The sequence below is a fragment of the Tabrizicola sp. BL-A-41-H6 genome (assembly GCF_050632395.1).
Lineage (GTDB): Bacteria > Pseudomonadota > Alphaproteobacteria > Rhodobacterales > Rhodobacteraceae > JAUYQR01.
Genome location: NZ_CP192600.1, coordinates 1,677,586 through 1,701,145, shown reverse-complemented (window position 1 = coordinate 1,701,145; position 23,560 = coordinate 1,677,586). Strand labels below are relative to the sequence as shown.

The window sequence follows — 23,560 nt, the reverse complement described above, 5'->3', positions numbered from 1 at the left end:
GTCTGGATCAGGCCTTAAGTATGTGCGGCGGAAGCGCGGCGCGCTCTGCGCGTTGACGCGCCTCATGTGCGCGTCTCGCCTTCTCGTACCAAGGAAGCTCTCTGGGGGTGTTTCGGTTGTGGATCTGCCACATCAACTCCTCCATCAGGATGGGGTCGGAATACTCGGCCAGCAAAGGCTTGAGGTCATCAGGCAGAATCAACTCGACCATCGTACCCATAGAGGCGACGTCGAGAACGCAACGCAGAAGGCCGATGTCGCTGCGAATGCGGGCTGTTGCATAGCGCGGTGTGCTGGGATGTTCACCGAGTGTGACGCCATTCGGCAAGGTCTGCACCCACGACAGACCGCCGGGATACTTCGCCGCAAACAGATTTCTGATCAGGTCATGCGCTTCCGTCACGGGGTGGTAGTAGCCTTTCCAGACGTCATAGGTCGGGTCTCCCAACGGGACAGGCAGGTGCAGGTCCGGCCCAGAAAACCAGCCCGCCTCGATCATCTCCCAATGGTCACGCTGTGACAGCTGGTTGTAGGTGCCTGCGCCGAAGACCTCTTCGATGACCTCGCCACGAATGACCTTGCGCGGCTCGTACGGCCCATCGCTGTGAAGCAGCCATGATCCACTTTCTTCCCGCTTAGGGAAGATGCGGCGATGCTTCGGCTGGGCGCGAAGCGGGGCGGGGGCAAAGGCTTGCGCGGGCAGGGTCGCTGCCACGGAAGCCATCACCGAAGCGGCAAGGAAGTTACGTCTGTTCAACATCTCTCACTCTCCGTGGAGGGCAAGATGATCGCCGAAAGATGAAGCCAACCCCTTTGTTGCCGGTGCGGCCACATCCCCTTGCGGGCGACCACCTTGCCGGGTTTGGCAGGTTGGTGAGGACAGCGTCCTCTCTTGATGCGTTTCATTGACATAGGCGCATGCCCGGCCTTTGTCGAGGTCTGCTCGCAGGATCACCTGTTCTGGTGTTCAGCGGGTCGTGGGCATCCTTGTGGCACTCGGGTCATCCCCGCGTGGGGGCGACCTCAACCCGAGCCTTGGAGCACACGGGATTGCGAAAAACACAGCCGGCACGGCGAGATTTCAGACTGGCCGCACCTAACAGCCGGGACACCCTAAGAGGCCAGTTCTGGACGGCGGATCGGCCTGTAAACGGGCATTGCTCACGGGGTATAGATAGGTGCTTTTCCGTGGGTCGATGATCCTCCGCGTCGATACTGCCATAGATGCAGTTCCCTACACGTGAAGGCGAAAGTTTGATTGAACTTTTTCGGGTTCACGCGTCCATGCGGCGAAGTCGGCTTTACCTCCCCCCAGCGATGCACTGTCATCTCAGCAACACGAGCCGGGAGATTGCGTCAGCGCCAGCCCACACGATCGCATTCTGACGAAACGCAACGCCCAGCGAGTAGGCGTCAACGTGCTTGGTCCCAAATACGAAAATGCCAATGTCTGCTTTGCGGACTTCTTGCCGTTGACTGTGGTTGCCGGATCACCACTCGCAGGCTCAGCTTGACCGACACGAGGGGCGGAATGTATGTGCCGACTGCTGTTCGCAAGAGCTTTTGGCGTGGTTGCAGATATCGCTGATATGTATCCGGTCTGTGTTTCGGCGCGCGGGCCGTGACCTTGTTGGATATACGCACGCACATTGATCTCATTAGCGGACAGGCTGACGATGAGCCATTTCCGCCCTCAGATTCCCGGTGCGTAATTCATCCGTCCCATGCTTTGCTCCCTCGCGAACCTCTGTGCGATTGCCTGGCGTCAGATCGCTTCGGCAACCGTATCTCTTGGGGCATCGAAGCCCCGTCCATAGCGTAGGACCGCCCAGGCGATGCGGACCAGTTTGTTGGCCAGAGCCACAGCCAACTTGTTCCTATGCATGCGCTGGTCGGCTTCGGCCAGCCACGCCCCAAAGCTCAATTCTGGCCATTTCTTCGGACGCATCAGGATGATCTTGGCAGCCTGGATGAGGAGTGTTCGCAGATATCGGCTTCCCCGTTTCGAGATCCGGCCAAGCGTCGTGCGCCCTCCTGTGCTGTATTGTCGGGGCACCAACCCGACCCAGGCCGCCATATCCCGACCGTGATCAAAGGCCTCTCCCTGTCCGACCGCGGCGACAAGGGCTGTGGAGATCACCGGACCCACGCCGGGAATGGTCCTCAACGCCCGGCAGTGGGCCTCGCCTTGCCCGATCTCTGCTATTTCCTGGGAGATCGCTTCGATCCGGGTATCGAGGCGCATCCAGTCGTCATGCAGATCAAGGATGATGTCTCTCATCCTCGGTGAGATCTCGTCCCGGCGTTCGTCTAGAAGAGCCAGAAGCGAGTTCTGAACGGCGCGCAGACCCTTCCGGATCGTGATGCCTTGTTCGATCAGAAAGGCTCGGATCTGATTGATGGTTGCCGTGCGGCGAGACACCAGCCGCGACCGGACGCGGTGCAACGCCTGCAGGTCCAGCTGGTCTTGGCTCTTCTCCGAGACGGTGTGCAGGTTCGGACGCAACGCTGCTTCTGCGATCGCCTCGGCGTCGTTGTAATCGTTCTTCTGGCCCTTGTTGAAAGGCTTCACGTAGATAGCCGGAATGATCCGCGGCTCGAAGCCCATGCCCCGCAGGGTTCGGCTGACAAAATGCGCGCTGAGACAAGCTTCCATCCCGATGATGCAGGGTGGGAGCTTCTTGAACGTCGCCTCAAGGGCAAGGCGCTTGATCTTCTGTCGCAGAACCAGTCGGCCATCGGCGCTGAAACCGACGAGGTGGAAAACCTCCTTGCCGATGTCGATCCCGATAACGCTGGCAGCAACAGAATCCTCTCTGATCTTGGACGTCATGGTGCTTCTCCTTCTGGGCAGTGCAGCCTAGAAGGCTAGCACCGCCGGTGAAGCAGTCGGCACATTCCATTAGCGGACGTTCAGCGCAATGTGAGTTTTCTTTCTCAAGCAACAAAAGCGGTCATCGGTCGGAGGGAAAGGAACTGGGTTCAGACCTTCTCTGGTGCCTGAAAGCACCGAGGCAATTGCTTCAACCTTAATGCTACTGAAAGGGGTCGGATCACGCTATCCCGGAACATAGACGCGCCCAACTTCGGGATCTTCGCTTGAATAGCCAGCCGAAATTCCCTCTTCGAAGGTCCGCAGGGCGATGTCCTGCCTTGTCCAGTCCACGGTCTGGGCAACGCGGTCCGGTCGGGACACCCCGACAACCGTTGAGGTGATGCCAGATTCCTGCATGGAAAACTGCAGGGCCAGCGCACCGGGCGATACGCCGTCGCGCTGACAAATCGCCTCGATGGAACGGATTGGCGCGAGCGCTGCGTCGTCGGCGTCCTGATAGGTGATGCGGCGCACGGTGGCGCTGCCCTTGGCCAGTACGCCCCCCGCAAACGGAGCGGCGTTGAAGAATGCAATTCTGCGCGCAGCGGCTAGGTCCATGACCGGGGCCGCAGAGCGGTTCACAAGGGTGAACCGATTGTGGCTGAGAACCACGTCGAACGGCCAGTCCCGCAGGATCGGCAACAGAACGTCGATCCGCCCCATCGCAATGCCGGCGGCCTGAACAAGCCCTTCCTCCTTCATCCGAAACAGCGTGTCGAGCGCACCACCCTTGCGGGTGATCTCGGTCAGATCGCGGGCATGTTCGGGGTCGTGCAGATGCAGGATCTGGAACCGGTCTACCCCAAGTGCCTTCAGGCTTTCTTCGGCCGACCGCCGCGCCTGATCGCCGTCGAACCGGCCGTTGTCCATGTCGCGGTCCAGCTTGGTGGACAGCACAAAGCCGTCGGGCAGGCCGCCGCGCTCGCGGATTACCGCACCGACCCGTGCCTCGGCCCGGCCCAGACCATAGTTGCGCGAGGTGTCGAGCAGGTTGACCGGGCTGTCGAAGATGGCGCGCACGGTGGCGCGCGCCGTTTCTTCATCAACGTCATGGCCGTAGGTGTCGGGCATACCGCCCAGCGCCGCCGTGCCAAACCCGATGGGGGTGACGCTCAGGCCAGTTTGTCCGATCGCGCGCCGTTCCATGTGGTTTCCCCTTCAGGTCCGCGTTTTCACACCGCTGGTGCGGCTGCTGGCAAGACTGGTCAGGACGGCGGCCACGATGATGACGGCACCGGTCGAGGCCTGGACATAAAACGACGGCACCTGTGCCAGCGTCAGCAGGTTGTTGATCACGCCGATCAGCAGAACGCCGCTGACCACACCGATGATCGTGCCACGCCCGCCGCCCAGGCTGACGCCGCCGATGACCGCCGCCGCGAAGGCCGAAAAGATGATCCCCTGGCCCTGCGTTGTCACCGCCGAGTCAAGCCTGCCAGTCATCAGCACGCCCGCCAGCCCAGAAAGAAGAGCTGCAAAGATGAAGGCCGACCAGATCACCCGATCCACGTTGATCCCGGCGGCGCGTGCCGCCTCTTCATTGCCGCCGACTGCATAGAGCGCGCGGCCATAGCGATGGTATTGGAACACCAGTCCGACAACCGTGGCGACAACGACAAAGACGATCACCGACATCGGAATCCCGAACACCCGGGCAGAGCCCAGAAAGGTCAGCGCATCGCCGGGCGAGTAGATCGAGCGACCATTCGATACGATCAGAACCCCACCGCGCAAAAGAACCAGCAGGCCAAGGGTCGAGATAAAGGGGTTCAACCCCACCTTCACCACCATGAAGCCGTTGAAAACGCCGATCAGCCCCGCCGCGCCAAAGGCGATCAGCAATCCTGTCCAGCCCGGCAGTTCCAGCCCGAACCCACCTGCCGCAGCGGGGGCCAGCATCACGGCGGCCAGCATCGGCGCAAAGCCGACGATCCCCTCCAGCGACAGGTCAAGCCGGCCGATCAGCACCACAAAGGTCAGTCCGATGGTGGTCAGGCCCAGCACGCTGACCTGTTCCAGGATGTTGATTAGGTTGATCACCGTCAGAAAGCTGGGCGCGACGAAGGCGCCGATCACCACCATGACCGCCAGCACGGGATACATGGTAAAGCCGTTGGCAACAAAGGCGCTGCCAAACGCTGCAAGACGGGACCGCCCCGCAATAGGCGCGGCAGGGCCGGACAGACGGTCAGTATTTGCGGTCATGCCACACCCTCCATATGCAAGATCAGATCCTTCATGTCGTAGTCGCCCACAAGTTCGCCCACGATTTTCTCTTCGAAGACGATGACAACACGGTTGGCCAGTTGTTCGATTTCGTCCTCTTCGTCGGACACCACGATGATGCCCATGCCCTTGCGCGCAAGTTCGCGCAGCAGGGCGTAAAGCTGTTCTTTCGCCCCCACGTCGACACCGCGCGTCGGGCTCATCGCCACGACAACCTCGGGGCTGCGGCAGAGCGCGCGGGCAAAGACGACCTTTTGCTGGTTGCCGCCGCTTAACTGGCTGACGGCCTGTTCCAGCGAGGATGAAATCACCCGCGTTTGCCGGGCAAGGCGGCCCACATGGTCGGCTTCCTTGCCGCTGTTGATAAATCCGAAAGGCCCCGACAGCACATCCAGACCGCCTGCCGCGATGTTTTCTCGCACGCCCAGAATACCGACATAGCCGCTGGCGTGCCGGTCCGTCGGCACAAGGCCAATGGTCGGCAGCTTGCCGCGCGGGCTGTGAATTTCCCCGGAAAGTGGTGCCATTTGCCCGGCCAGCATCATCGCGAGGTCTTCCTTGCCACTGCCGACCGGTCCGGCCAGCGCCACGATCTCGCCGGGGCGCACTTCGAAATCAACCGTATCTTCAGACCGGGCCGAAAGGCGGACGTTGCGCGCCGCAAGCAGCGCAGGCCCTGCGGCTTGCGTGTAATCTTCGCGCAAGCTGCGGCCGGTTTCCTCACCCATCATCAGGTTCGCGATCTTGCGGGGATCAAGGTTGGCCACCGGCTCGCGCGCCGTCACGACCTGACCATCGCGCAGGATCGTCACGGTATCAGCAACCTCGAACACCTCATCCAGATGATGCGAGATGTAGACAAAGGAAACGCCGGATGATTTCAGCCGCTTCACATGTTCGAAGAGGATGCGCTTTTCGGCATTGCTTAGCGCCGCCGTGGGTTCATCCAGGATCATCACCGGCACTCCCCGGCTGAGCGCCTTGATGATTTCCAGAAGCTGCCGAGTTCCAGCATCCAACTGGCCCGCCAGCGACCCCGGCGCGATATCGACGTTCCAGTCCGACAAAAGACCGGCCGCCCGCGCCTGCATCCGTCGGTGGCTGACCATTCCGAACCGGTTGCGCACATCGGGGCTTTCGATGAACAAATTCTCGGCCACGGTCAAAAGGTTGAACAACCGGGGCGTTTGCTGGACATGGGCGATGTCGTTGCGGATCCGGGCCGCATAGCCTTGGCCATCCGCGGAAAACGCCGTCTGGCCGATCCGGATGTCGCCTGCATCCGCCGGGGTAAAGCCGCTGAGGGCAGAAACCAGCGTGCTTTTGCCCGCGCCGTTTCGGCCGAGCAGGGCGTGTACTTCGCCCCGCTCGACCGTAAAGTCCACTCCACGAAGGGCCCGGGTGGACCCGAAGGTCTTGGTAACACCGCGCATCTCGACGATAGTTTGGGTGTTCCCCATGACCTTCGGCCCTCCCCTGCCTTGGTGTCGTGTTACTTGCCGATCTGGTTGCCCCAGAGGTCGGCAGCATCGACGTTGGCACTGGTCACCAAGGTTGCGTTCAGCTGGTATTGCGGACCAACCGGGGTCTCGATCACCCGGCCATCGTCACGCGGCCCGATCTCGATGGTGCCGCCGCCCTTGACCAGCTCGATCAGTTCGGCAGTCTTGGTCGCATAGGCGCTGAGCGGCTGTGACACGGTTGCGTCCAGCGCGCCTTCGCGGATCAGTTGCAAACCTTGCGGCGTGCCGTCGATGGCGACCCGGATGACCGAGTCCGCTTCACCCGCAGCGGCGCCGTGTCCGGCAGCGGTCAGCTGCGCGTTCACCGCCGTCGCCATCAGTTCCGACGCCATGAAGATGCCGGTCAGGTCGGGGTTCTGGGTCAGAACGTTCTGCGCGGCATCTGCGGCCATGTCTGCGGTCCATTCGGTCGGACGCTGGATCAGCGTGACGTTCGGTGCCAGTTGCTTCAGAGTTTCGGCAAAGCCGTTCGACCGGTCAAGCCCGTTCGGCGTAGCCAGACCGCCCTGCAGTTCCAGCACGATGCAGGTGTTTCCGGCCCAGCATGCCTTTTCCTGCAGGCGGCGGGCCATTTCTTCGGCACCCTGCACACCGGCGTTGTAGTTGTCGGCGCGCACGGTTGCCGTTACCTTGCCACCCGCCGGGCTGTCGTCGATCGAGAACACCAGCGCGCCTGCTTCATTGGCACGCTCGACCGCCGGGACGATCCCTGCCGCATCGATCGGCGCAAAGACGATGACGTTGGCACCGCCAGCGATCAGATTCTGCAGCGCATCAACTTGTGCGGCGATGTCACCGTTCGGGTCGGGCGCACCAACCATGGTAAAGCCTTTGGCCTCGAAGGCGGCAATCGACAGGTTCAGCATCAACGCCTGAAAGTCGTCCTTCAGGAACTTTGGTGTCATGCCGATCTTGACGTCGGCGTTGTCAGCCCAGCCGATGGCGGTTGTCGCCGTCAGCAGCGCCGCGCTGAGTGCGAAGATCTTCGTATTGTGTTTCATTTCTGGTCCTCCTCCGTGTTGCAATTTACGTTCCGTTGCCATTCGCCGCAGACGCGGCCCTGGTCTTTCCGTTCCTCTGCCCCGCCAGCGTTCTAGGCGGTTACCTCTGAAACCTTCACCATCCGACCCTCGCGCATAGACAGATACGCAGCCTCGGCCAGGATCAGCGCCCGGCGGCCGTCCTCGAAACTGGCAAGCGGGGTGGCGCCCTTTTCGACGCAATCAACGAAGCCGTCGATCTCAGCCATGAAGGCCTCGTGATAGCGTTCAAGGAAGAAGAACTGATAGGGGGCTGCGGCCTCGGTCTGCATGGCGCTGTAGCGGCGCAACTCGTTCGGCTTGCGATTGTCCGAGATCACCATGCCGGTCGTTCCCATCAGTTCGACCCGCTGGTCATAGCCATAGACGGCGGTGCGCGAGTTGTTGATGTGGCATTGCTTGCCTGACGCGGTGCGCAGGATGAACATGGCGCTGTCCACCTCGTTCAACTCCGCCCCAAGGCCCGGGTCGATCAGCGCGTTACCTAGCGCAAAGACTTCGGTCGGCTCTTCGCCCAGCATGAAACGGGCAAGGTCGAAGTCGTGGATGGTCATGTCGCGAAAAAGACCACCCGCTGCTTCCAGATAGGCCCGGGGTGGCAAGGCGGGATCACGCGATGTGATGATCACCTGATGCAGATCACCGATATCGCCCGCCAGCAGGGCCGCACGGGCGGCGCTGTGGCCGGGGTCATAGCGGCGGTTGAAACCCAGCTGGATCGGCACGCTGGTCCCCGCGATCCGCGCCGCGCAGGCGTTGACCCTTGCGAGGTTCAGATCAATCGGCTTCTCGCAAAGCACGGCCTTGCCCGCCGCAACGGCCATTTCGATGTAATCGGCATGGGTCGGCGTGGCCGTCGCGATCAGCACGGCATCCACGTCGGGCGATGCAAAGACCGCCTCGGGGTTGGCCGCTGCCGTTACGCCCTGCGCTGCGGCCACGCGTTCGGCAGACGGTGCATGCACATCATAGACCGTCGCAAGCTTCGCGCGCGGATGGCGCGCAACATTGGCGGCATGCATCTGACCAATGCGCCCACAGCCCAAAACGGCGATCCGAAGCATCTCAACCTTCCTCCCTGGAATGGATGCACGAATCACATCCGTATTTGCACTTTGTATTGCGCAAGCGCACTTGCGTCAATGCATTTTCCCGTTGCAATTATGCGGCAATAATCATTGCAGATCTGAAGGCACCCCAGGGCAGGCGGCTCCACTTTCGGCGGCAACGGCGCAGCGCGCCCCAAGTTGCAAGACAGCCGGAGCATGCACGAAGCGCGTCCGCCTAGCCGCCTAGTGCGGGGTGCTGTTGTACCGGGTGAACAGCAAGCTTTGCGAGATATGGCTTGCCGGTCTTTCCCCCCGCAGGGCCATGCGAATGCAGTCAACCGACAGCGCAACCTCTTGCGCAAAGTCATGGCCGATCGTCAGGTCCATGATCCCCTTTTCCAGCAAATTCCGAGTGTTGGCGTTCAGCTCGTGCCCGATGAACACGGTTTTCCCCACCAGCCCTTCAGCCTCAAGCGCCCGTCCGATACCCAGATTTGCCCCCGAGACGTTGTAGATCGCTGCTGGCGGTCCATTCTTGTCGATATAGGCGCGCAGCGCGTCAAAGATGACGTCGGAGCTTTCGTCGGAACTGACCTTTTCGTCGATGATCAAGCCCGCGAACTCGGACCGCAGGACCTGCCGAAAGCCCTGTTCGCGATCAAGCTGACAGCGAAAGGGGACGCTGCACACGAAAAGCACCTTGCCGGGCACCTCGCGCGGCAAAAAACGCCCGCAAAACCAGCCGGCGGTCGACCCCGACGCGAACTGATCTGACCCGACATAGGCTGTGCGGCCGGACGAAGGCAGGTCAGATGTCAGGCAGACCACGGGCACGCCTTTGGCCACGACTGCACGCACGGCGGCGTTGATGGCGGGATGTTCGCGGGCCACAAGCATCAGCCCGTCCACCTCTTCGGATGCCTCAAGCAGGCGGGCTGCAAAGACTGACGGGTCAACGTCTTGAGATACCTGATGCTCTGACCGTATCTCAACCGCTGGGAAAGTCTGGCAATAGGCGGCTGCGGCAGTTGCGGCTGCCTCATTGAAAGATTTACCTGATTCGGCCAGAAGAAGGATCCGCAGCCCGCCGCGCGCCTCCTCCCTCTCAGGCATCCGCAAGCCCGGACCGGGTCCGGACATCCCCCACCGGGACAGCCCGTCTTGCAGCACGGCCTGCATCTCGCGGTATCCCGAAAAGCCCAGACTCTGGGCAAGCCGGACAACGCTTGATGCGTGAATACCGCAACGTTTGGCAAGTTCCGGACTGGACAACATCGCCGCCGCCTGCGGATTTTCAAGCAGGAAACCGGCGAGCCTGCGGCCGCCCTTGCCCAGATCGTCCTGGACAGTTGAAAGTCGCGCAAGCAGGTTTGCACTTGTGTCAGGCTTCATCGGGCTCATGGGCGGCACTCCTCACCTGCACGATACCCGAAAATTGCGCCCACGCAACGATCATTGCATTACCTTTGACGAAGCCATGCAGCGAGACGGTCTCAGATCGCGTCAGGAACCGGTCACGGTTGGAATCCGGGGCGCGGTCGGGTCCTTTTGAACCCGGGCGGCAACCGCAAGCGCCAGCGCTTGCGTCAGGCACATGGGTGCCGCAAGTGACCGCGAAAAACTGTAGTCACGCTCAGGCACGGCGAACATGACCGAAGCGGCCTTCGCCAGCGGGCTGAGTGTGCTGTCCGAAATTGCCACAACCGGGACACCCTCCAAGGCCGCTTCCTCGACGATGTTGACCACTTCGGTCGCATAAAAGCGGAAAGACACCGCGAACAACACGTCGTCCTTGCCCATCGTACGCGCGACATGCGTGGCCAGACCGCCGCTGCTGTCCAGAAGGATGCACCGCTTGCCCAGCATGGTCAGGATATAATGCATCAGCACCACCACCGGGGCCGAGCGCAACTGCCCGACCAGATAGACCGCCTCGGCGCCGACCAGAAGATCGGCCGCGCGGGCCAAGTCATCTGCAGGGACTGAGCCGATCATATCCTGCAACGAGGCGATGTCGCGCGCCGCCAGATCACGCAGAAAGTTGCTGCCCGAGCCGTCCGCTGCCGACTTGAGTTCCGACTCCAGCGCCCGGACCCAGGCCTCGAAGCCGGGCGCGGCCGTGGCCAGCCGTTTCTGGAAAAGGGCCTTAAGCTCCTTGAACCCGCTGTAACCCAGCATCTGGGCAAAGCGGACAAAGCTTGAGGCATGGATGCCACAGATTTCGGCGATGCCATGCACCGAGCGCACCGCGACATCGTTGGGGTTCTGCGTCAGGTAGAGCGCGATCTCCTTGTAGGTCTTGCTCATATGGTCATGCCGCTCGTGGATGACGCGGATCAGCTCTTCATAGTCCTGCGGGGGCTGGATTTCGGTCATCTTGTTCTCTTTACACCTGCAATCAAGGCCAAGTCGCGCCGTAGAAGTGCGTCCAGACCCGCCAGCAATGCCTTGCAATATTCATTGCACGCAGCAAAGACGCAAGTGGGCCGTTCCGGTTGCCCGCGCGCAGGCCTAGCGCAGAACCGACACATTCTGCGACTGCAGCGCGTCGGCGTTGACGATCAGCGACCGGTCGATCGTTCCGGCAAAGAAGTCGAGCACATTCCGGACTGAGGAAACCGCCATCCGCTCGGCGCAGTCCAGCGTCAGCCCGGCGATATGCGGGCTAAAGACCACTTGATCCAGCGCCAGAAGGGGGGCGTCCGGTTGCGGCGGCTCATCTTCAAAAACGTCCAGACCGGCTGCGCCGATCCTGCCCTCTCGCAAAGCCAGCGCCAGTGCGGCTTCGTCCACGACACCGCCCCGCGCAGTGTTCACCAAGACTGCGCCCGGCTTCATCGCGGCGATTTCGTCGGGGCCAAGGGCGGGTCTGTCGCCGCGTGGCACATGGACGGACACGAAATCAGCCCAAGCCAGGGCGGCCAGCAGATCGGTCGCCGGGCGCACATCGCCTGCGGGCCAGCCGGTACGCTCTGCCCAAGGGTCGTGGGCGCGAACCTCCATCTCGAAACCGGCGGCCATGCGGGCCAGCTTTCGCCCGGCGCGCCCATAGCCGAGGATCAGCAGGCGTTTGCCGCTGATCTCGCGCGCTTCCAGAAGGTTGCGCCAGCCCCATTGGCCGGGGTCACGCACCGCGCGGTTGGCGCGGTTGACCCGCTTGGCCGCCGCCAGCATCAGCATCATCGCATGTTCGGCCACCGAGACCGAATTGACGTCGCCTATGATCGTCAGCGCGATCTGGCGGGCGTTCAGGGCGGGCAGATCAACGGCGTCATAGCCCACGCCATGTCGCGACACGACGCGCAATCGTTCGCCGCGCGCGATGGTGGCCGCCGATAGCGGCTGGGTCCGGATCACCAGCGCGTCCGCGCCCGCCATCAGCCCGGCGTATGAGGGTTCGGAGATTTCCTCGACGTAGTCATGGCTAAAACCTTGTGCCTGCGCCTCGGCCAGCAGGGCCAAGCCGGCAGAGTGCAGTTTACCGGCCACCAGAATATGCGGCATCAGTAGCCCTCCCCCTTCTTTGCGGCAACGGCAGGGCCGGTCAGCTTGCGAAACTCGGCGACGGAGGCTGACGCAGCGGCGGCAAGCAGGCGGCTGTCACCCGAGACTGTGGTCATGTCAAAACCCCAGCCGAGGGCGCGGGCGGCATAGGCAGGCGTTCCACAATGCAATGCTGCATGGATGCCCTTGTCCTTGCACACCGCAGCAATGCGTTGGATCAGGGCGATCATCTCAGGTTCTTCGCGGTCAAAGGCCGGGGCAAGCCGCCCGGCTTGCGTTCCCAGCGTCAGATCGGCAGGGCCAACATAGATGCCGTCCAGCCCCGGAGTCGCGGCGATTTCCTCAAGGTTTTCAACACCTGCAGCCGTCTCGATCATCGCAAAGGCCAGAACTTCGGCATTGGACTCGACACCGTAACCACCATAGGCAATGTTCGCCCGCGTTGGGCCAAAGCTGCGCTGACCTAGGGGCGGATAGCGCATGAAGCTGACGAATTCGGCCGCCTCGGCAGCGGTGTTGATCATCGGGCAGATGATCCCCATCGCACCCGCATCCAGCGCCTTCATCACGATTCCAGGCTCGCGCCAAGGCACCCGCACCATTGGCACCACGCCCGATCCGCGCATTGCCTGCAGCATCATCAGGGCGGCGCTGTAGTCCAGCGCGCCATGCTGGATGTCGATGGTGATCGCGTCATAGCCTTGGGCCGCCATGATTTCAGCGGTGAAGGCGTTGCCGATGGACAGCCAACCGTTTAGAACCGGACGGCCCTCTTTCCACATGTCGCGCAGTCTGTTGCGGATCATGGCGTCACCTCAGAATACAAGTTGGGTAAGTTTGGTATCGAGGTAATCCTCGATCCCCTCGCTGCCGCCTTCGCGGCCAAGGCCGGAAAAGCGGGTGCCGCCGAACGGGGCCTCAGCGGCGGCAAGGGCAAAGCTATTGATGCCGACCATGCCCGCCTTCAGGCCCGCAACAGTGCGGCGGGCGCGGTCTGGTGACCGGGTAAAGGCATAGGCGGACAGCCCCATCTCGCCCTTGTTAGCGCGGGCCAGCACCTCGTCTTCGGTCGCGAACCGGGTGATTGCGGCGATCGGGCCAAAGTTTTCTTCGGCAAAGACCTGCATGTCGTCGGTCACGCCGGTCAGGACGGTTGGTTCGTAAAAGTTGCCTTCGTTGAACCCGGCCGCCCGCTTTCCGCCCGTCTCGATCTTGGCACCCGCAGCGACGGCGTCGGCCACAATGGCGTCAACCTCGGCCAGGCGGCCCTTGTTGATCAGCGGCCCCATCCCTGTCGCAGGATCGGCACCGTCACCAAGCCGGATGGCCTGCGCCCGTTTGACGAACCCGTCGACAAAGCGGTCATGCAGGCTTTCGTGGACAAAGAAACGGTCCGCCGTGACACAGACTTGCCCGGCATTGGCGAACTTGGTCGCCACGGACAGATCAAGTGCCTGATCCAGATCGGCGTCATCATAAATGATCAGCGGCGCGTTGCCGCCCAGTTCCATCGACACCTTCTTCACCGTCGCGGCCGCATCGCGGAGCATTTGCTGGCCAACGCGGGTGGACCCGGTCAGCGACACCTTGCGCACGCGGGGGTCGGCCATGATCGGGGTATAGGTTTCGGCGGTGGACCCGGTGACAAGGTTGATCGCCCCGTCCGGCAAACCGCCCGCCCGAATGCAATCGACCATCACCATCGCCACCCCCGGTGTCTGGGACGAAGGTCGCAGGATGACCGAGCACCCCGCCGCCAGCGCCGGGGCCAGCTTGCGCGCGGGCAAAGAGGCGGGGAAGTTCCAGGCGGTAAAGGCCGCGACAATGCCCACGGGTTCGCGCGTCACCTCGAACCGGCCACGCGGCACGCGGCTTTCGATGATGCGGCCATAGATGCGGCGGGCCTCTTCGGCGTACCAGCGGAACTGATCGACCGACAAGACCCATTCGCGTTCGGCCTGGGCAATCGGCTTGCCAGTTTCGGCGGTGTTCATCCGTGCGGCCTCGAGGGCTCGCCGTGCCATCTCGTCCGCGATCCGGTGCAGCGCATCGGCGCGGGCAAATCCGGACAAGGCGCGCATCGCCATCAGACCGGCTTCGGCCGCGTTGATGGCGTCCCGCGTGTCCGCAGCCGAGGCGGTGGCGCAGGCACCAAGCGGCCGCCCGGTCACCGGTGACAGCACCGCAGCGGTCGCGCCGCCCTCCGCTGCGCGCCATTTTCCGCCAACACAGATCCCATAAGATTCGTACACTGTCGTCCCTCCGTCCACGGCGCGCTGCTGGGGCACAGACCCCTAAATCGACATTCAGCAATACAGATTGCAAAACTGTTGCACTGTCAATATGCATTCCGTAAGGTGCCGCCAACCGAGGATGAGGAGACGCCAGATGACTGTTCCAACCGTTCGCCTGACAATGGCACAGGCCGTTGTCCGCTATCTTTGCAACCAGTTCACCGAGATTGACGGGGCACACGTGCCGTTGTTTGCCGGCGTTTTCGGCATCTTTGGCCACGGCAACGTGACCTGCCTGTCCGAGGCGCTGGAGCAGGTTCAGGACATCTTGCCAACCTGGCGGGGCCAGAACGAACAGTCGATGGCCCTTGCGGCGGTGGGCTTTGCCAAGGCCAAACGGCGGCGGCAGATCATGATTGCCACCTCGTCCATCGGGCCGGGGGCGCTGAACATGGTGACGGCGGCGGGCACAGCCCATGCCAACCGACTGCCGATCCTGTTGATCGCGGGCGACAGCTTTGCCAACCGCATTCCCGATCCGGTGATGCAGCAGGTCGAACACTTCGGAAACCCGACGATCACGGTCAATGACGCCTTCAAGGCCGTCAGCCGCTACTGGGACCGCATAACGCTGCCGCAGCAAATTCTGTCCTCGTTGCCGCAGGCTTTGGCGGCCATGCTGGACCCCGCAGACTGCGGCCCTGCGTTTCTGGCCCTGTGCCAGGACACGCAGGAAATGGCCTTCGACTACCCGGAGGCGTTTTTTGCACTGCGGCTCTGGACCATCCCCCGCCCGCGCGCTGACCATCGCAGCCTTGCTACGGCGGCTGCCCTGCTGCGAACGGCCAAGACACCGCTGATCATTTCGGGCGGTGGAACCCGCTATTCTGGCGCGGAACAGGCGCTGGCTGATTTTGCCCTGCGCCACGGTATTCCAGTTGTTGAGACGATCGCGGGCAAAGGGGCCCTGACCCATGACCATCCGGTGCATGCCGGGCCGATGGGGATCGTCGGCTCCACCTCTGCCAACGCGCTTGCGGCCGAGGCCGATGTGATCCTTGCCATCGGCACGCGGCTGATGGACTTCACCACCGGGTCATGGACGGCCTTCAGCCATTCGGCGAAGTTCATCTCGATCAACGCGGCAAGGTTCGACGCCATGAAACACCACTCCCTTGCCGTTGTCGGCGACGCGCGGGAAACGATTGACGAGCTTGGCGACCTGCTTGGCACCTGGACCGCGCCTGCGACCCATCTGCCGCACGCCAAGGCGCTGTTTGCCGACTGGAATGCGCTGCTTGACCAGCATCAGGCCCCGACCAACGCACCCGTGCCCACTTATGCGCAGGTGGTGCATATGGTGAACCAATGGGCGGGCGAGAAGGACACGCTGATCGCGGCGGCGGGCGGCATTCCGGGCGAGGTCATGAAGGGTTGGCGGGTCAAGGCCCCGAACACCTTTGATCTGGAGTTCGGCTTTTCCTGCATGGGATATGAAATTGCCGCCGGCTGGGGCTGCGCCATGGCGCAGGAAGGTCCGGGCGGTCTGGGCGGCACCCCCATCGTCATGCTGGGCGATGGCACCTATATGATGATGAATTCGGACATCTATTCTACTGTCCTTTCGGGTCACAAGATGATCGTGATCGTTTGTGACAACGGCGGCTATGCCGTCATCAGCCGTTTGCAGCAGTTCAAAGGCGTGCCGGGGTTCAACAACTTGCTGAAAGACTGCCGTATCACCGACAAGGCCAATCCGCTGCATGTCGATTTTGCCGCCCATGCCGCAGCGATGGGTGCCGAAAGCCGCCACTGCAGCAGTCTGGCCGATTTCCAAGCCGCATTGGAGTGGGCCAAGGGAACCGACCGGACAACCGTTATTTCGATTGCAACCGATGCCCATGCCTGGGTGCCCGGAGACGCAGACTGGGATGTGGGAGTGCCCGAAGTATCGAACCGCGAATCCGTGCGGCAGGCCCGTGCCAGCCAGATCGCCATTCGTAGCAAACAACGCTTAGGAGTGTGACCCATGAAAGCCAAACTCGGCATCGCCCCCATTGCGTGGTGGAATGACGACCTTGCGGAATTGTCCGATGACGTAACCCTGGAGGAATGTCTGCGCCAAGCCTCGGTCGCAGGGTTCACCGGGATGGAAACCGGGCGCCGCTTTCCGATGGACATGGCCGAACTAGGCCCGATCCTTGCGAAGTACGGCATTTCCGTCTGCGGTGGCTGGTTCTCGGGCCTGCTGCTGGACGGCGACATCGAGGTGGAGAAGGAGCGCATTGCCGCGCAGCACGCCTTCTTCTGCGCGGCAGGCGCGCCCTGCATCGTTTACGGTGAAACCGCGCGGTCAGTGCAGGGCGTCAAGTCCGCGCCCCTGGCTACCAAGCCAAAGCTGACCGAGGCAGAGATAGCCGTCTATGGCCGCAAGATCAGCGATTTTGCAGACTGGTGCGCTGCGCAGGGCATGCCGATCAGCTATCATCACCACATGGCAGCGGCCATCGAGACCGAGGCGGAACTTGACCTCTTGATGAAGCACTCGACCGTGCCTTTGCTGTTTGACGCGGGCCACATGGCCTTTGCCGGAGGCGACAACCTGCGCGTGATCGAAAACCACCACGCCCGCATCACCCATGTTCACACCAAGGACATTCGCCGCACTGTGGTGGACGGTCTGGACCGCAACCGCGAAAGCTTTCTGGATGCGGTGGTAAAGGGGGCCTTCACGGTGCCGGGCGACGGTTCGCTTGATTTTGAGGCGATCGTCAAGGCGTTGGCCGCCAAGGGCTATGAAGGCTGGTTCGTGGTCGAAGCGGAACAGGACCCTAAGGTCTCGCCCCCGCTGGCGATGGCGCAGAAAGGGCACAAGGAATTGCTGCGGGTCATGGCCGCGGCCGGATATGAGGTGACGCAATGAACCGGATCGACGGAAAGATCGCCCTTGTAACCGGCGGCACGCAGGGTCTGGGCGCGGCCATCGCCCACACCTTTGCCCGCGCCGGGGCAGCCGGGATCGCCATCGTCGGCCGGGGGGCTGACAAGGGCCGCAAAGTCGCCGCCGCCATCGAGGCCGAAACCCAGGTGCCGGTGCAGGTCATCGCGGCCGATTTGGGCAACATCGACGATGTCCGCCGCATCGTCCCCGAGGCCGATGCCCGCTTTGGCCGGGTTGATATCCTGGTCAACGCGGCAGGTCTGACTGACCGTGGGAACCTGCTGAACACCACGCCGGAACTGTTCGACCGCATGTTCGCCGTCAACGTCCGCGCACCATTTTTCCTGATGCAGGACGCAATCAACGTGATGGAACGTGTCGGGGTCGAGGGGCGGATCGTCAACATCGGCTCCACCTCGCAGAACGCTGGCCAGCCGTTCATCGCGGCCTATTGCGCCTCCAAGGCGGCACTTGCCACACTGACCCGCAACTCTGGCTATGCGCTGATGCGCAACCGAATTCACGTCAACCAGTTGGACATCGGCTGGATGGCTTCTGACCACGAGCGCGAGTTGCAACTGGCCGAATCCGGCGACCCCGACTGGGAGAAGAAAGCTGTCGCCGGTCTTCCCTTCGGTCGGTTGCTCGACCCCAAGGAAGTCGCCCGCGCGGTCCTATGGATGTCATCGGAAGACAGCGGCATGCTGACTGGCGCTGTCATCCACTTCGACCAGTCCGTCTGGGGCGGTTATGACGGGCAAGCACCGGCGCCAGTGGCAAAGCTCACGGCCTAGCCATTGACCGACCGGTTGGCTGTCTCCGGGTAGCCCCCGAACAGCTGCAAGGGACCACCGCTGCCGTGGCCCCGATGTTCATGAACTAGCGGGCCAAATGAACAGCGTGCCGGCTGGCAAGTCCGCTATGATATCCTGCTAGGACCGAGTGCCATACAGCTGGTCGACTTTCCCTAACCAGAGCGAGCTGCCATTTGCCTGAGCCAGGATGAATAGCGACAGCACACAGGAAATCGCGACGCCGAAACTTGCCCCCATGTCGGTCGGAGGCGGCGCTCCGGTGCCATTGTTTGCCACCAGCGGCCAGAAGGTGTGTTGCGCGGTGGAAGCCAATGCCGAGGTATGCATCGACCCACTGGCTTCCCAATGACCGCTTTGCCGACGCGCGACTAAGGTCAGCAACCCCCAACTTAAGACTGCTTTGGGCCGAATGCGTCGCTGCACCTACGGGTCGTTCGATCGCGCCATGCTCTGGGCGAGCGACTGCTCAGGGCTCGAAGCGACCGTTGGGCACCCCCTCCCTAAACAATGAGCCGCCCCTTCTGCCGCTGACCGGAACGCCCCTACCACCCGGTCTCAAGTGGTCAGACCGAGAGGGGTGCAACATGCCGACGCGGCCTCACACTCGGTCATCCTTGACACATGCAAAAACCGCTGTTCGGTCGGCGGCAGTCGTTTCCAGATTTTTTTATAATTTTTCAGATTGGCCGATCGACCGCGCGCATCACCATGTGGTCTCCCGTGGGGGAGGTAACGGTGTGGTACCTCCGTGCCCCCGGGGTGGGTCCGCAGGTCGAAAACGCCGCAAGACGCGGGGGGCGTCTTTCCCATCTGCCTTTGCCGTTGGCGTTCTTGGTTCGCCTCTCCCATCGCCCGTAGCGGCCTTTCTCAGGCCAACCTCACCCCTCTAGTTCCCGAAGGGCGGCGAGGTAACGGTTCATTCTCAGCCGGTCCTTCTCAGTCAGTTCGTGCAGCCGCGTTGCGTCGAGGTTGTCGCGGATGTCTGCTGTCTTGACCCGCCGCGCCACGGGGTTCTGCATGGTGCGCCGGACGAAGCGAAGGTAGGTCTCAATGTCGTTGCCCTCGTCTTCCGGCCGCTTGGTGACGAGGCGCAAGGCATCGATGATTGGGGCGGCAAAGCTTTCTGCCTCCAGCCTTTCGAAGGTCCAGTCGGGGCCGCCATCTTCGACCACATCGTGGAGCACTGCCACAATGCGCTCCACGTCGGTCGTGACAGAGGACATGACCCTGAGAGGATGCAGGATGTACGGCTCTCCTGCCTTGTCCACCTGCCCGCGATGCGCTTCGGCGGCTATCTCGATCGCGCGCTGCAAGTTCATGTCCTGTCCTCCTTTGCTTTCTTCCAGAGCCGAAATACCTCTCCGGCCTCCTCAAGCGTGGCCGGGAGCGGCGCTCCCCCCAAATAGTACTTCGCCTCATACCAGAGCAGGTATTCTAGGAGTTCGTCTGACAGTTCGATCTCGCCGTCAGCGTTGTGGTTGAAGCGCGTAGCCAGCGTTGCATCAATCTCGATCTCGTCGGTGGCGTCGTCTACCGTCGACGCCCACTCGATCTCCTTGTTCTCAAACATCGTGTAGTGAACGTAGAAGACGACAGTGTCGAAGGAGCGCATAGCGTCATCGAACAGGGCGACGATGGCTGTGCGTTCAGCCTCCGTCGGGAAGGCCGCTGCCAGCGGCTCGTGCCAGCGCACAATCCCTTTGCGTCGGCCGAAGGTGTGGTGGGTGATTACGGTCTCGTTGGTCTCGCTCATCTATCACTCCATGCATGATCGAAGATGCCCGACGGTGTCGGACTGGTCTTCAAGGAATGCTGCGGGTGGGATGATGCGTGCGGTGGTTCTCCAACTTCACTGCCCGGATACAACAAGCGTAGGGTTCCGTGAAGGGGCTTCGTGACCGGAACTATCGCTGCCCCGGTGCCGGAAAAGTTCATTCAAATTTTTACAGAGAGCTGTCTCGTCCCCACTCAGTCGCCACCGAACCGCGACAATGTCCTACGGGTAGGCTCGCACCAACTATGCCTACGATTTGTCACGGCATACGAGCGCCGGTAGAAGTCTGCGAAGCATTGCCAGAGACGAGCTGTGAGATGCGCGAGATGCTGCTGGATCGTCTGGTGCTGTCATATTTGATTAACCAACTTTACTGACGTCGCGATCCAAGACCTCTGTCTAATGCCTGCAGTTGAAAGAAAGCCGATTCTCCTGGGTTCGGTTTTGCCCAGCCCGCTTGTGCTCCCCGATCCTCCTTGTATCTGGGTAAGCGAAGCCCTGCATTTCGGTGGCATCATGCCCGTTTCCGAGAATCTAAGCGGAAGCCACCGGCCAATTAAACTTGGTGACGTTTCCTCCAGTTTTGTAAGCTTGAGCGAGCCTTCGGGCTACAGTTTTGCACAATTGGGCACGTTGGACACCGGGGCGGGCGCGAAGCTTTGCGGATCTGGCCCTGTCGGTCGCGCGAAGGTAGTCGAGGCCGAAGTGGGGCGTTCGCGAGGACCATCGACGGAGATGGAGGTAGACTGACGGCAACAGCGCCTATCTGCGCTACACTGCAAAAGTCGGTGTCGTGCCAGCGGGTGTCTAGCGTCACAGGAGAGTGCAACCCAGCCAGTCATGAACTCATTCGACCAGTTCCCTGCACTTTACTCAAGACCGCGGCGTTCGTCCGACTGATGGCAATGGCCCCCTGATTATGAGGAAGCGGACGTACCGTTTTGGTGCCTACTCGGCGCCGTTGGCGGACGTCCCTTGTGACCGATGTGACCGATGTGACCGATGTGACCGATTTTGGCACATTACATTCACTTCTTCTTTAATCTTTTTTTGGCGAGGCGTTCCATGTCGAAAAACCCTTCACATCGGTCACATCGGTCACACGTCTTTTCCGGCACCGCTGCAGGCAGGGACGCTCAAAAGACATCTTTTCATATGGTTATGCGCCACCGATGCCGAGTCTTTGAAGCTTGCTCAATATGTCAGCTTCGATCTGCTCTGCTGTCCGCTCGGCAGGGATGACCTCGACACGTTCTGCAAACATCCCCGCATGACGTCCTAAGAGTTCGAGAGCACGGATGCGGGCACTGTCCGTTTTGGCGGTTAGCGCCTCATGCTGGAGTCGGGCAAGGATTGCCTCCTCGTGATCGAGTACCAACATGCGCCGAAGCTGGTCCTTTTCCGCTCTTAGCTGCTCGATCCTTGCGGCAACCTTTGGGTTGCTGGCGAGACGGGACGCTTCCGACCAGATCGTTGGCGGACCCATTCTGTCTGCGTCATATGCAAGGCGGTACGCATCGCTGGAGGGTTGTCCGTCGGCAACGCCGGCGGCAAACAGCTCCTGCTTGGCAGTAAGACTGGTCCGTTTCACATTTTCCATCGATCATTGTCTCCAGCCGCAATAGTTGCCAACAATGTTATACTATTACAGTTTTGGGCTGCCGCAAAGGGCGAGACCATGACATGGCACCCTGCCCCGGGCTTCTTGAAGCCAATCGCTGCGCGGCATGAGCTGCGCGCCTGTACAACCAAAGATCATATGAACTATCTGTGGCGGTGAGGTTTGCTGCACCGCTTGCTGCGACTTAGCGAAAGGCTATTGTTCGCCACCTGACAGATGGTTCCAGCACCGTCGGCACTGCAGTCGCGATCCCCAGCTACGCGTACCTTTCTGCCGTTGGCTCGGGTTGCTCGCTCTTCGGTCTCAAGCGCTGCACAACCGACATGAAGGGCGGAAAGCGGCCGTTTGTTGTGCGATTGTCAATCGACCGCTTTGGGCCAATTCTGTGTGAAAAGGTCGTTTTGGCGAATTCGCACAGAACAGCCTTCCTCCCGCGTCGAGTGACGCAACCACGCACGGCACACTCTCCCAAATCGCTCGCTATGGAGAAACGCTGTCCGCCGAGATTTGTGGCCTGATCGAGTTTCACACGGCCTCGGCCGCAGAAATTCCATTAGACTTGGTTGCGCAAAGCGCAGAACCGGTGGCTCAGCGCAAGATTCGGAAATCCATGGTTCGCGCGTCCGTGGCGGGACAGGTCCGCGAGCTTCTGCAAAAGTCTGTTGAGTTTGAGTTCGTGATGGTGGGTCCGGGCGCGGAAGCCACGCCCGAACCCGTCGCGCCTTCAATACAGCGCCGCCAGTCCGGTCGGCAGGATCGACGGCAAAACGCGCACCTTTGCCCCGTGTGGGGCGCGGCGATACAGGTCGATGGCATCCTGATCCAGCAGTCGGATGCAGCCGGACGACACCGGTTTGCCCAGATAGTTCGGCTCGCAGGCCCCGTGGATGCGGTAGAGCGTGTCCTTGCCATTTTGAAACAGATACAGCGCCCTTGCTCCAAGCGGATTGCCGGGGCCGGGGTCCATGCCGCCATTGGCCACCGAATAGGGCTCCAGTTCCGGCCTGCGCACGATCATCTCGTCAGGCACTTTCCAGCGCGGCCATGCGCGCGCGAACTGCAGCCGCGCCACCCCGTTCCAAGAATAGGCCGCCGCACCCGTCCCGGCCCCGTAGCGCATGGCCGTCTCACGGGTCTGGACAAGGTGCAAATAGCCTGCATCGGGATCCACAATGATCGTCCCCGATGCTTCTTCGGGAAACGGGTTCTCCACGTCTTGCCGCCAAAGGTGGGGCGGGACCACACCTGCCGGCACCGCAGGAACCGGATACGGCTCGTCGAAGACCGCACCGTAAAAAGCCGGAACCGGCGGGACGATCTCTGCCGGTTCCGGCGCGATGTCAGGCGACCCTTCCAGGCGCACGCAGGCAGAAAGGGACGCGGCAGCACCAGCTGCAACGAACATCCGTCGTGTCAACATTCTTTGTATCCTTGATTTGATGAAACGATGCCTCTTGGCGAGGCGGGTGTCGCATCAGACAGGGCGGGGCGGCGGCAGTGTTGGCCTTTCGACGATGCCATCCGAGAAAGAAGATGTCCTATCGGTCACGAGTGAGTTTGACGTGAGGGGACGGTCACGGCCAATCGCGGAAAATAGTGCTTTCGGCTCAGGTGTGCAGGTCGATCCAGGAAGCCCTTTGCGACACTTGATCCAAGCTTTCTGCGCGATCTTGAGAGGGGCCGTCGAAGCATGCGCATCCGATGAGTTAACCGCAATTGTTTCCACGGTCAGGGGGCCGAGGACGGCAGTAGGAAACTTACCCAAGTAGGCCCCCCAAGGCAGGACAGCGACAAGCAGGAGGGCCATAATCATGGTGCGCAAAATGGACATGACGGTCTATCTGCCCGAACGCCGACTGGGTTGCCATGTAAAGGACGCCAAATTCAGACAATAGAGCGTGATCGTCTGAGATCACCGTTCCTGCTTTTCGTCCAGAACTTGGCCATTTGTTCCGCCG

The 23,560-nt window shown here is 61.6% G+C and carries 19 protein-coding genes and 1 riboswitch; of the genes, 3 read left to right on the top strand and 16 right to left on the bottom strand.

All coding sequences use genetic code 11. The features are described from left to right. Nucleotides 1-7: 7 nt before the first annotated feature. From ACROUL_RS08455 to ACROUL_RS08400, 12 genes are all read right to left on the bottom strand, one after another. Nucleotides 8-760: a hypothetical protein gene (locus ACROUL_RS08455; RefSeq protein WP_431299063.1), complete on the bottom strand. Its 753-nt coding sequence runs from the start codon at nt 758-760 to the stop codon at nt 8-10. A gap of 42 nt (nt 761-802) precedes the next feature. Next, a riboswitch (SAM-I-IV-variant riboswitch) is annotated at nt 803-904 on the bottom strand. Nucleotides 905-1,765: 861 nt separating this feature from the next. After that, nucleotides 1,766-2,833, bottom strand: coding sequence for an IS110 family transposase (locus ACROUL_RS08450; RefSeq protein ID WP_431299062.1), 1,068 nt, complete (start codon nt 2,831-2,833; stop codon nt 1,766-1,768). Between the two features lie 225 nt (nt 2,834-3,058). Continuing rightward, on the bottom strand, nt 3,059-4,021 hold the full coding sequence (locus ACROUL_RS08445) for an aldo/keto reductase (protein ID WP_431299061.1): 963 nt from the start codon (nt 4,019-4,021) through the stop codon (nt 3,059-3,061). A 12-nt stretch (nt 4,022-4,033) separates the two neighbouring features. Then, nucleotides 4,034-5,080, bottom strand: a complete 1,047-nt coding sequence (locus ACROUL_RS08440) for an ABC transporter permease (protein ID WP_431299060.1) — start codon at nt 5,078-5,080, stop codon at nt 4,034-4,036. Further along, complete coding sequence (locus ACROUL_RS08435; RefSeq protein WP_431299059.1) at nt 5,077-6,561, bottom strand: sugar ABC transporter ATP-binding protein; 1,485 nt, start codon at nt 6,559-6,561, stop codon at nt 5,077-5,079. The genes ACROUL_RS08440 and ACROUL_RS08435 overlap by 4 nt, the downstream gene beginning before the upstream one ends. A gap of 32 nt (nt 6,562-6,593) precedes the next feature. After that, entirely contained in the window at nt 6,594-7,625 is a 1,032-nt protein-coding gene (locus ACROUL_RS08430; RefSeq protein ID WP_431299058.1) for a sugar ABC transporter substrate-binding protein, read from the bottom strand. Nucleotides 7,626-7,717: 92 nt separating this feature from the next. Continuing rightward, nucleotides 7,718-8,728, bottom strand: a complete 1,011-nt coding sequence (gene iolG, locus ACROUL_RS08425; protein ID WP_431299057.1) for an inositol 2-dehydrogenase — start codon at nt 8,726-8,728, stop codon at nt 7,718-7,720. A 228-nt stretch (nt 8,729-8,956) separates the two neighbouring features. Beyond that, complete coding sequence (locus ACROUL_RS08420; RefSeq protein ID WP_431299056.1) at nt 8,957-10,114, bottom strand: substrate-binding domain-containing protein; 1,158 nt, start codon at nt 10,112-10,114, stop codon at nt 8,957-8,959. 102 nt (nt 10,115-10,216) lie between these two features. Continuing rightward, nucleotides 10,217-11,089 carry a MurR/RpiR family transcriptional regulator gene (locus ACROUL_RS08415; protein WP_431299055.1) on the bottom strand — a complete coding sequence of 291 codons (873 nt, stop codon included), beginning with the start codon at nt 11,087-11,089 and terminating at the stop codon, nt 10,217-10,219. A 135-nt stretch (nt 11,090-11,224) separates the two neighbouring features. Further along, entirely contained in the window at nt 11,225-12,217 is a 993-nt protein-coding gene (locus tag ACROUL_RS08410; protein ID WP_431299054.1) for a hydroxyacid dehydrogenase, read from the bottom strand. Then, the gene (locus tag ACROUL_RS08405) at nt 12,217-13,023 is read right to left on the bottom strand and encodes an HpcH/HpaI aldolase family protein (RefSeq protein ID WP_431299053.1); all 807 of its coding nucleotides are present in this window, start codon (nt 13,021-13,023) and stop codon (nt 12,217-12,219) included. The genes ACROUL_RS08410 and ACROUL_RS08405 overlap by 1 nt, the downstream gene beginning before the upstream one ends. A 9-nt stretch (nt 13,024-13,032) precedes the next feature. Next, complete coding sequence (locus ACROUL_RS08400) at nt 13,033-14,469, bottom strand: NAD-dependent succinate-semialdehyde dehydrogenase (protein ID WP_431299052.1); 1,437 nt, start codon at nt 14,467-14,469, stop codon at nt 13,033-13,035. Between the two features lie 136 nt (nt 14,470-14,605). Between ACROUL_RS08400 and iolD the strand changes: the two genes are divergently transcribed. From iolD to ACROUL_RS08385, 3 genes are read left to right on the top strand one after another with little or no spacing between them, the layout of a single operon-like run. Beyond that, entirely contained in the window at nt 14,606-16,477 is a 1,872-nt protein-coding gene (gene iolD, locus ACROUL_RS08395) for a 3D-(3,5/4)-trihydroxycyclohexane-1,2-dione acylhydrolase (decyclizing) (protein ID WP_431299051.1), read from the top strand. A 3-nt stretch (nt 16,478-16,480) separates the two neighbouring features. Then, entirely contained in the window at nt 16,481-17,374 is an 894-nt protein-coding gene (gene iolE / locus ACROUL_RS08390) for a myo-inosose-2 dehydratase (RefSeq protein WP_431299050.1), read from the top strand. Then, complete coding sequence (locus ACROUL_RS08385) at nt 17,371-18,186, top strand: SDR family oxidoreductase (RefSeq protein ID WP_431299049.1); 816 nt, start codon at nt 17,371-17,373, stop codon at nt 18,184-18,186. The genes iolE and ACROUL_RS08385 overlap by 4 nt, the downstream gene beginning before the upstream one ends. Before the next feature lie 899 nt (nt 18,187-19,085). Here the strand turns inward: ACROUL_RS08385 and ACROUL_RS08380 are convergent. From ACROUL_RS08380 to ACROUL_RS08365, 4 genes are all read right to left on the bottom strand, one after another. Further along, nucleotides 19,086-19,526, bottom strand: a complete 441-nt coding sequence (locus ACROUL_RS08380; protein ID WP_431299048.1) for a hypothetical protein — start codon at nt 19,524-19,526, stop codon at nt 19,086-19,088. Then, entirely contained in the window at nt 19,523-19,960 is a 438-nt protein-coding gene (locus tag ACROUL_RS08375) for a hypothetical protein (protein ID WP_431299047.1), read from the bottom strand. Before ACROUL_RS08375 ends, ACROUL_RS08380 begins: the two co-directional genes overlap by 4 nt. A gap of 1,180 nt (nt 19,961-21,140) precedes the next feature. After that, nucleotides 21,141-21,581: a hypothetical protein gene (locus ACROUL_RS08370; RefSeq protein ID WP_431299046.1), complete on the bottom strand. Its 441-nt coding sequence runs from the start codon at nt 21,579-21,581 to the stop codon at nt 21,141-21,143. A gap of 745 nt (nt 21,582-22,326) precedes the next feature. Further along, complete coding sequence (locus tag ACROUL_RS08365; RefSeq protein ID WP_431299045.1) at nt 22,327-23,022, bottom strand: L,D-transpeptidase; 696 nt, start codon at nt 23,020-23,022, stop codon at nt 22,327-22,329. Between the last annotated feature and the right edge of the window lie 538 nt (nt 23,023-23,560).

Coding starts and splice junctions, on each gene's coding strand:
- ACROUL_RS08455 (WP_431299063.1), bottom strand. CDS start 760: ATGTTGAACAGACGTAACTTCCTTGCCGCTTCGGTGATGGCTTCCGTG.
- ACROUL_RS08450 (WP_431299062.1), bottom strand. CDS start 2,833: ATGACGTCCAAGATCAGAGAGGATTCTGTTGCTGCCAGCGTTATCGGG.
- ACROUL_RS08445 (WP_431299061.1), bottom strand. CDS start 4,021: ATGGAACGGCGCGCGATCGGACAAACTGGCCTGAGCGTCACCCCCATC.
- ACROUL_RS08440 (WP_431299060.1), bottom strand. CDS start 5,080: ATGACCGCAAATACTGACCGTCTGTCCGGCCCTGCCGCGCCTATTGCG.
- ACROUL_RS08435 (WP_431299059.1), bottom strand. CDS start 6,561: ATGGGGAACACCCAAACTATCGTCGAGATGCGCGGTGTTACCAAGACC.
- ACROUL_RS08430 (WP_431299058.1), bottom strand. CDS start 7,625: ATGAAACACAATACGAAGATCTTCGCACTCAGCGCGGCGCTGCTGACG.
- iolG (WP_431299057.1), bottom strand. CDS start 8,728: ATGCTTCGGATCGCCGTTTTGGGCTGTGGGCGCATTGGTCAGATGCAT.
- ACROUL_RS08420 (WP_431299056.1), bottom strand. CDS start 10,114: ATGAGCCCGATGAAGCCTGACACAAGTGCAAACCTGCTTGCGCGACTT.
- ACROUL_RS08415 (WP_431299055.1), bottom strand. CDS start 11,089: ATGACCGAAATCCAGCCCCCGCAGGACTATGAAGAGCTGATCCGCGTC.
- ACROUL_RS08410 (WP_431299054.1), bottom strand. CDS start 12,217: ATGCCGCATATTCTGGTGGCCGGTAAACTGCACTCTGCCGGCTTGGCC.
- ACROUL_RS08405 (WP_431299053.1), bottom strand. CDS start 13,023: ATGATCCGCAACAGACTGCGCGACATGTGGAAAGAGGGCCGTCCGGTT.
- iolD (WP_431299051.1), top strand. CDS start 14,606: ATGACTGTTCCAACCGTTCGCCTGACAATGGCACAGGCCGTTGTCCGC.
- iolE (WP_431299050.1), top strand. CDS start 16,481: ATGAAAGCCAAACTCGGCATCGCCCCCATTGCGTGGTGGAATGACGAC.
- ACROUL_RS08385 (WP_431299049.1), top strand. CDS start 17,371: ATGAACCGGATCGACGGAAAGATCGCCCTTGTAACCGGCGGCACGCAG.
- ACROUL_RS08380 (WP_431299048.1), bottom strand. CDS start 19,526: ATGAACTTGCAGCGCGCGATCGAGATAGCCGCCGAAGCGCATCGCGGG.
- ACROUL_RS08375 (WP_431299047.1), bottom strand. CDS start 19,960: ATGAGCGAGACCAACGAGACCGTAATCACCCACCACACCTTCGGCCGA.
- ACROUL_RS08370 (WP_431299046.1), bottom strand. CDS start 21,581: ATGGAAAATGTGAAACGGACCAGTCTTACTGCCAAGCAGGAGCTGTTT.
- ACROUL_RS08365 (WP_431299045.1), bottom strand. CDS start 23,022: ATGTTGACACGACGGATGTTCGTTGCAGCTGGTGCTGCCGCGTCCCTT.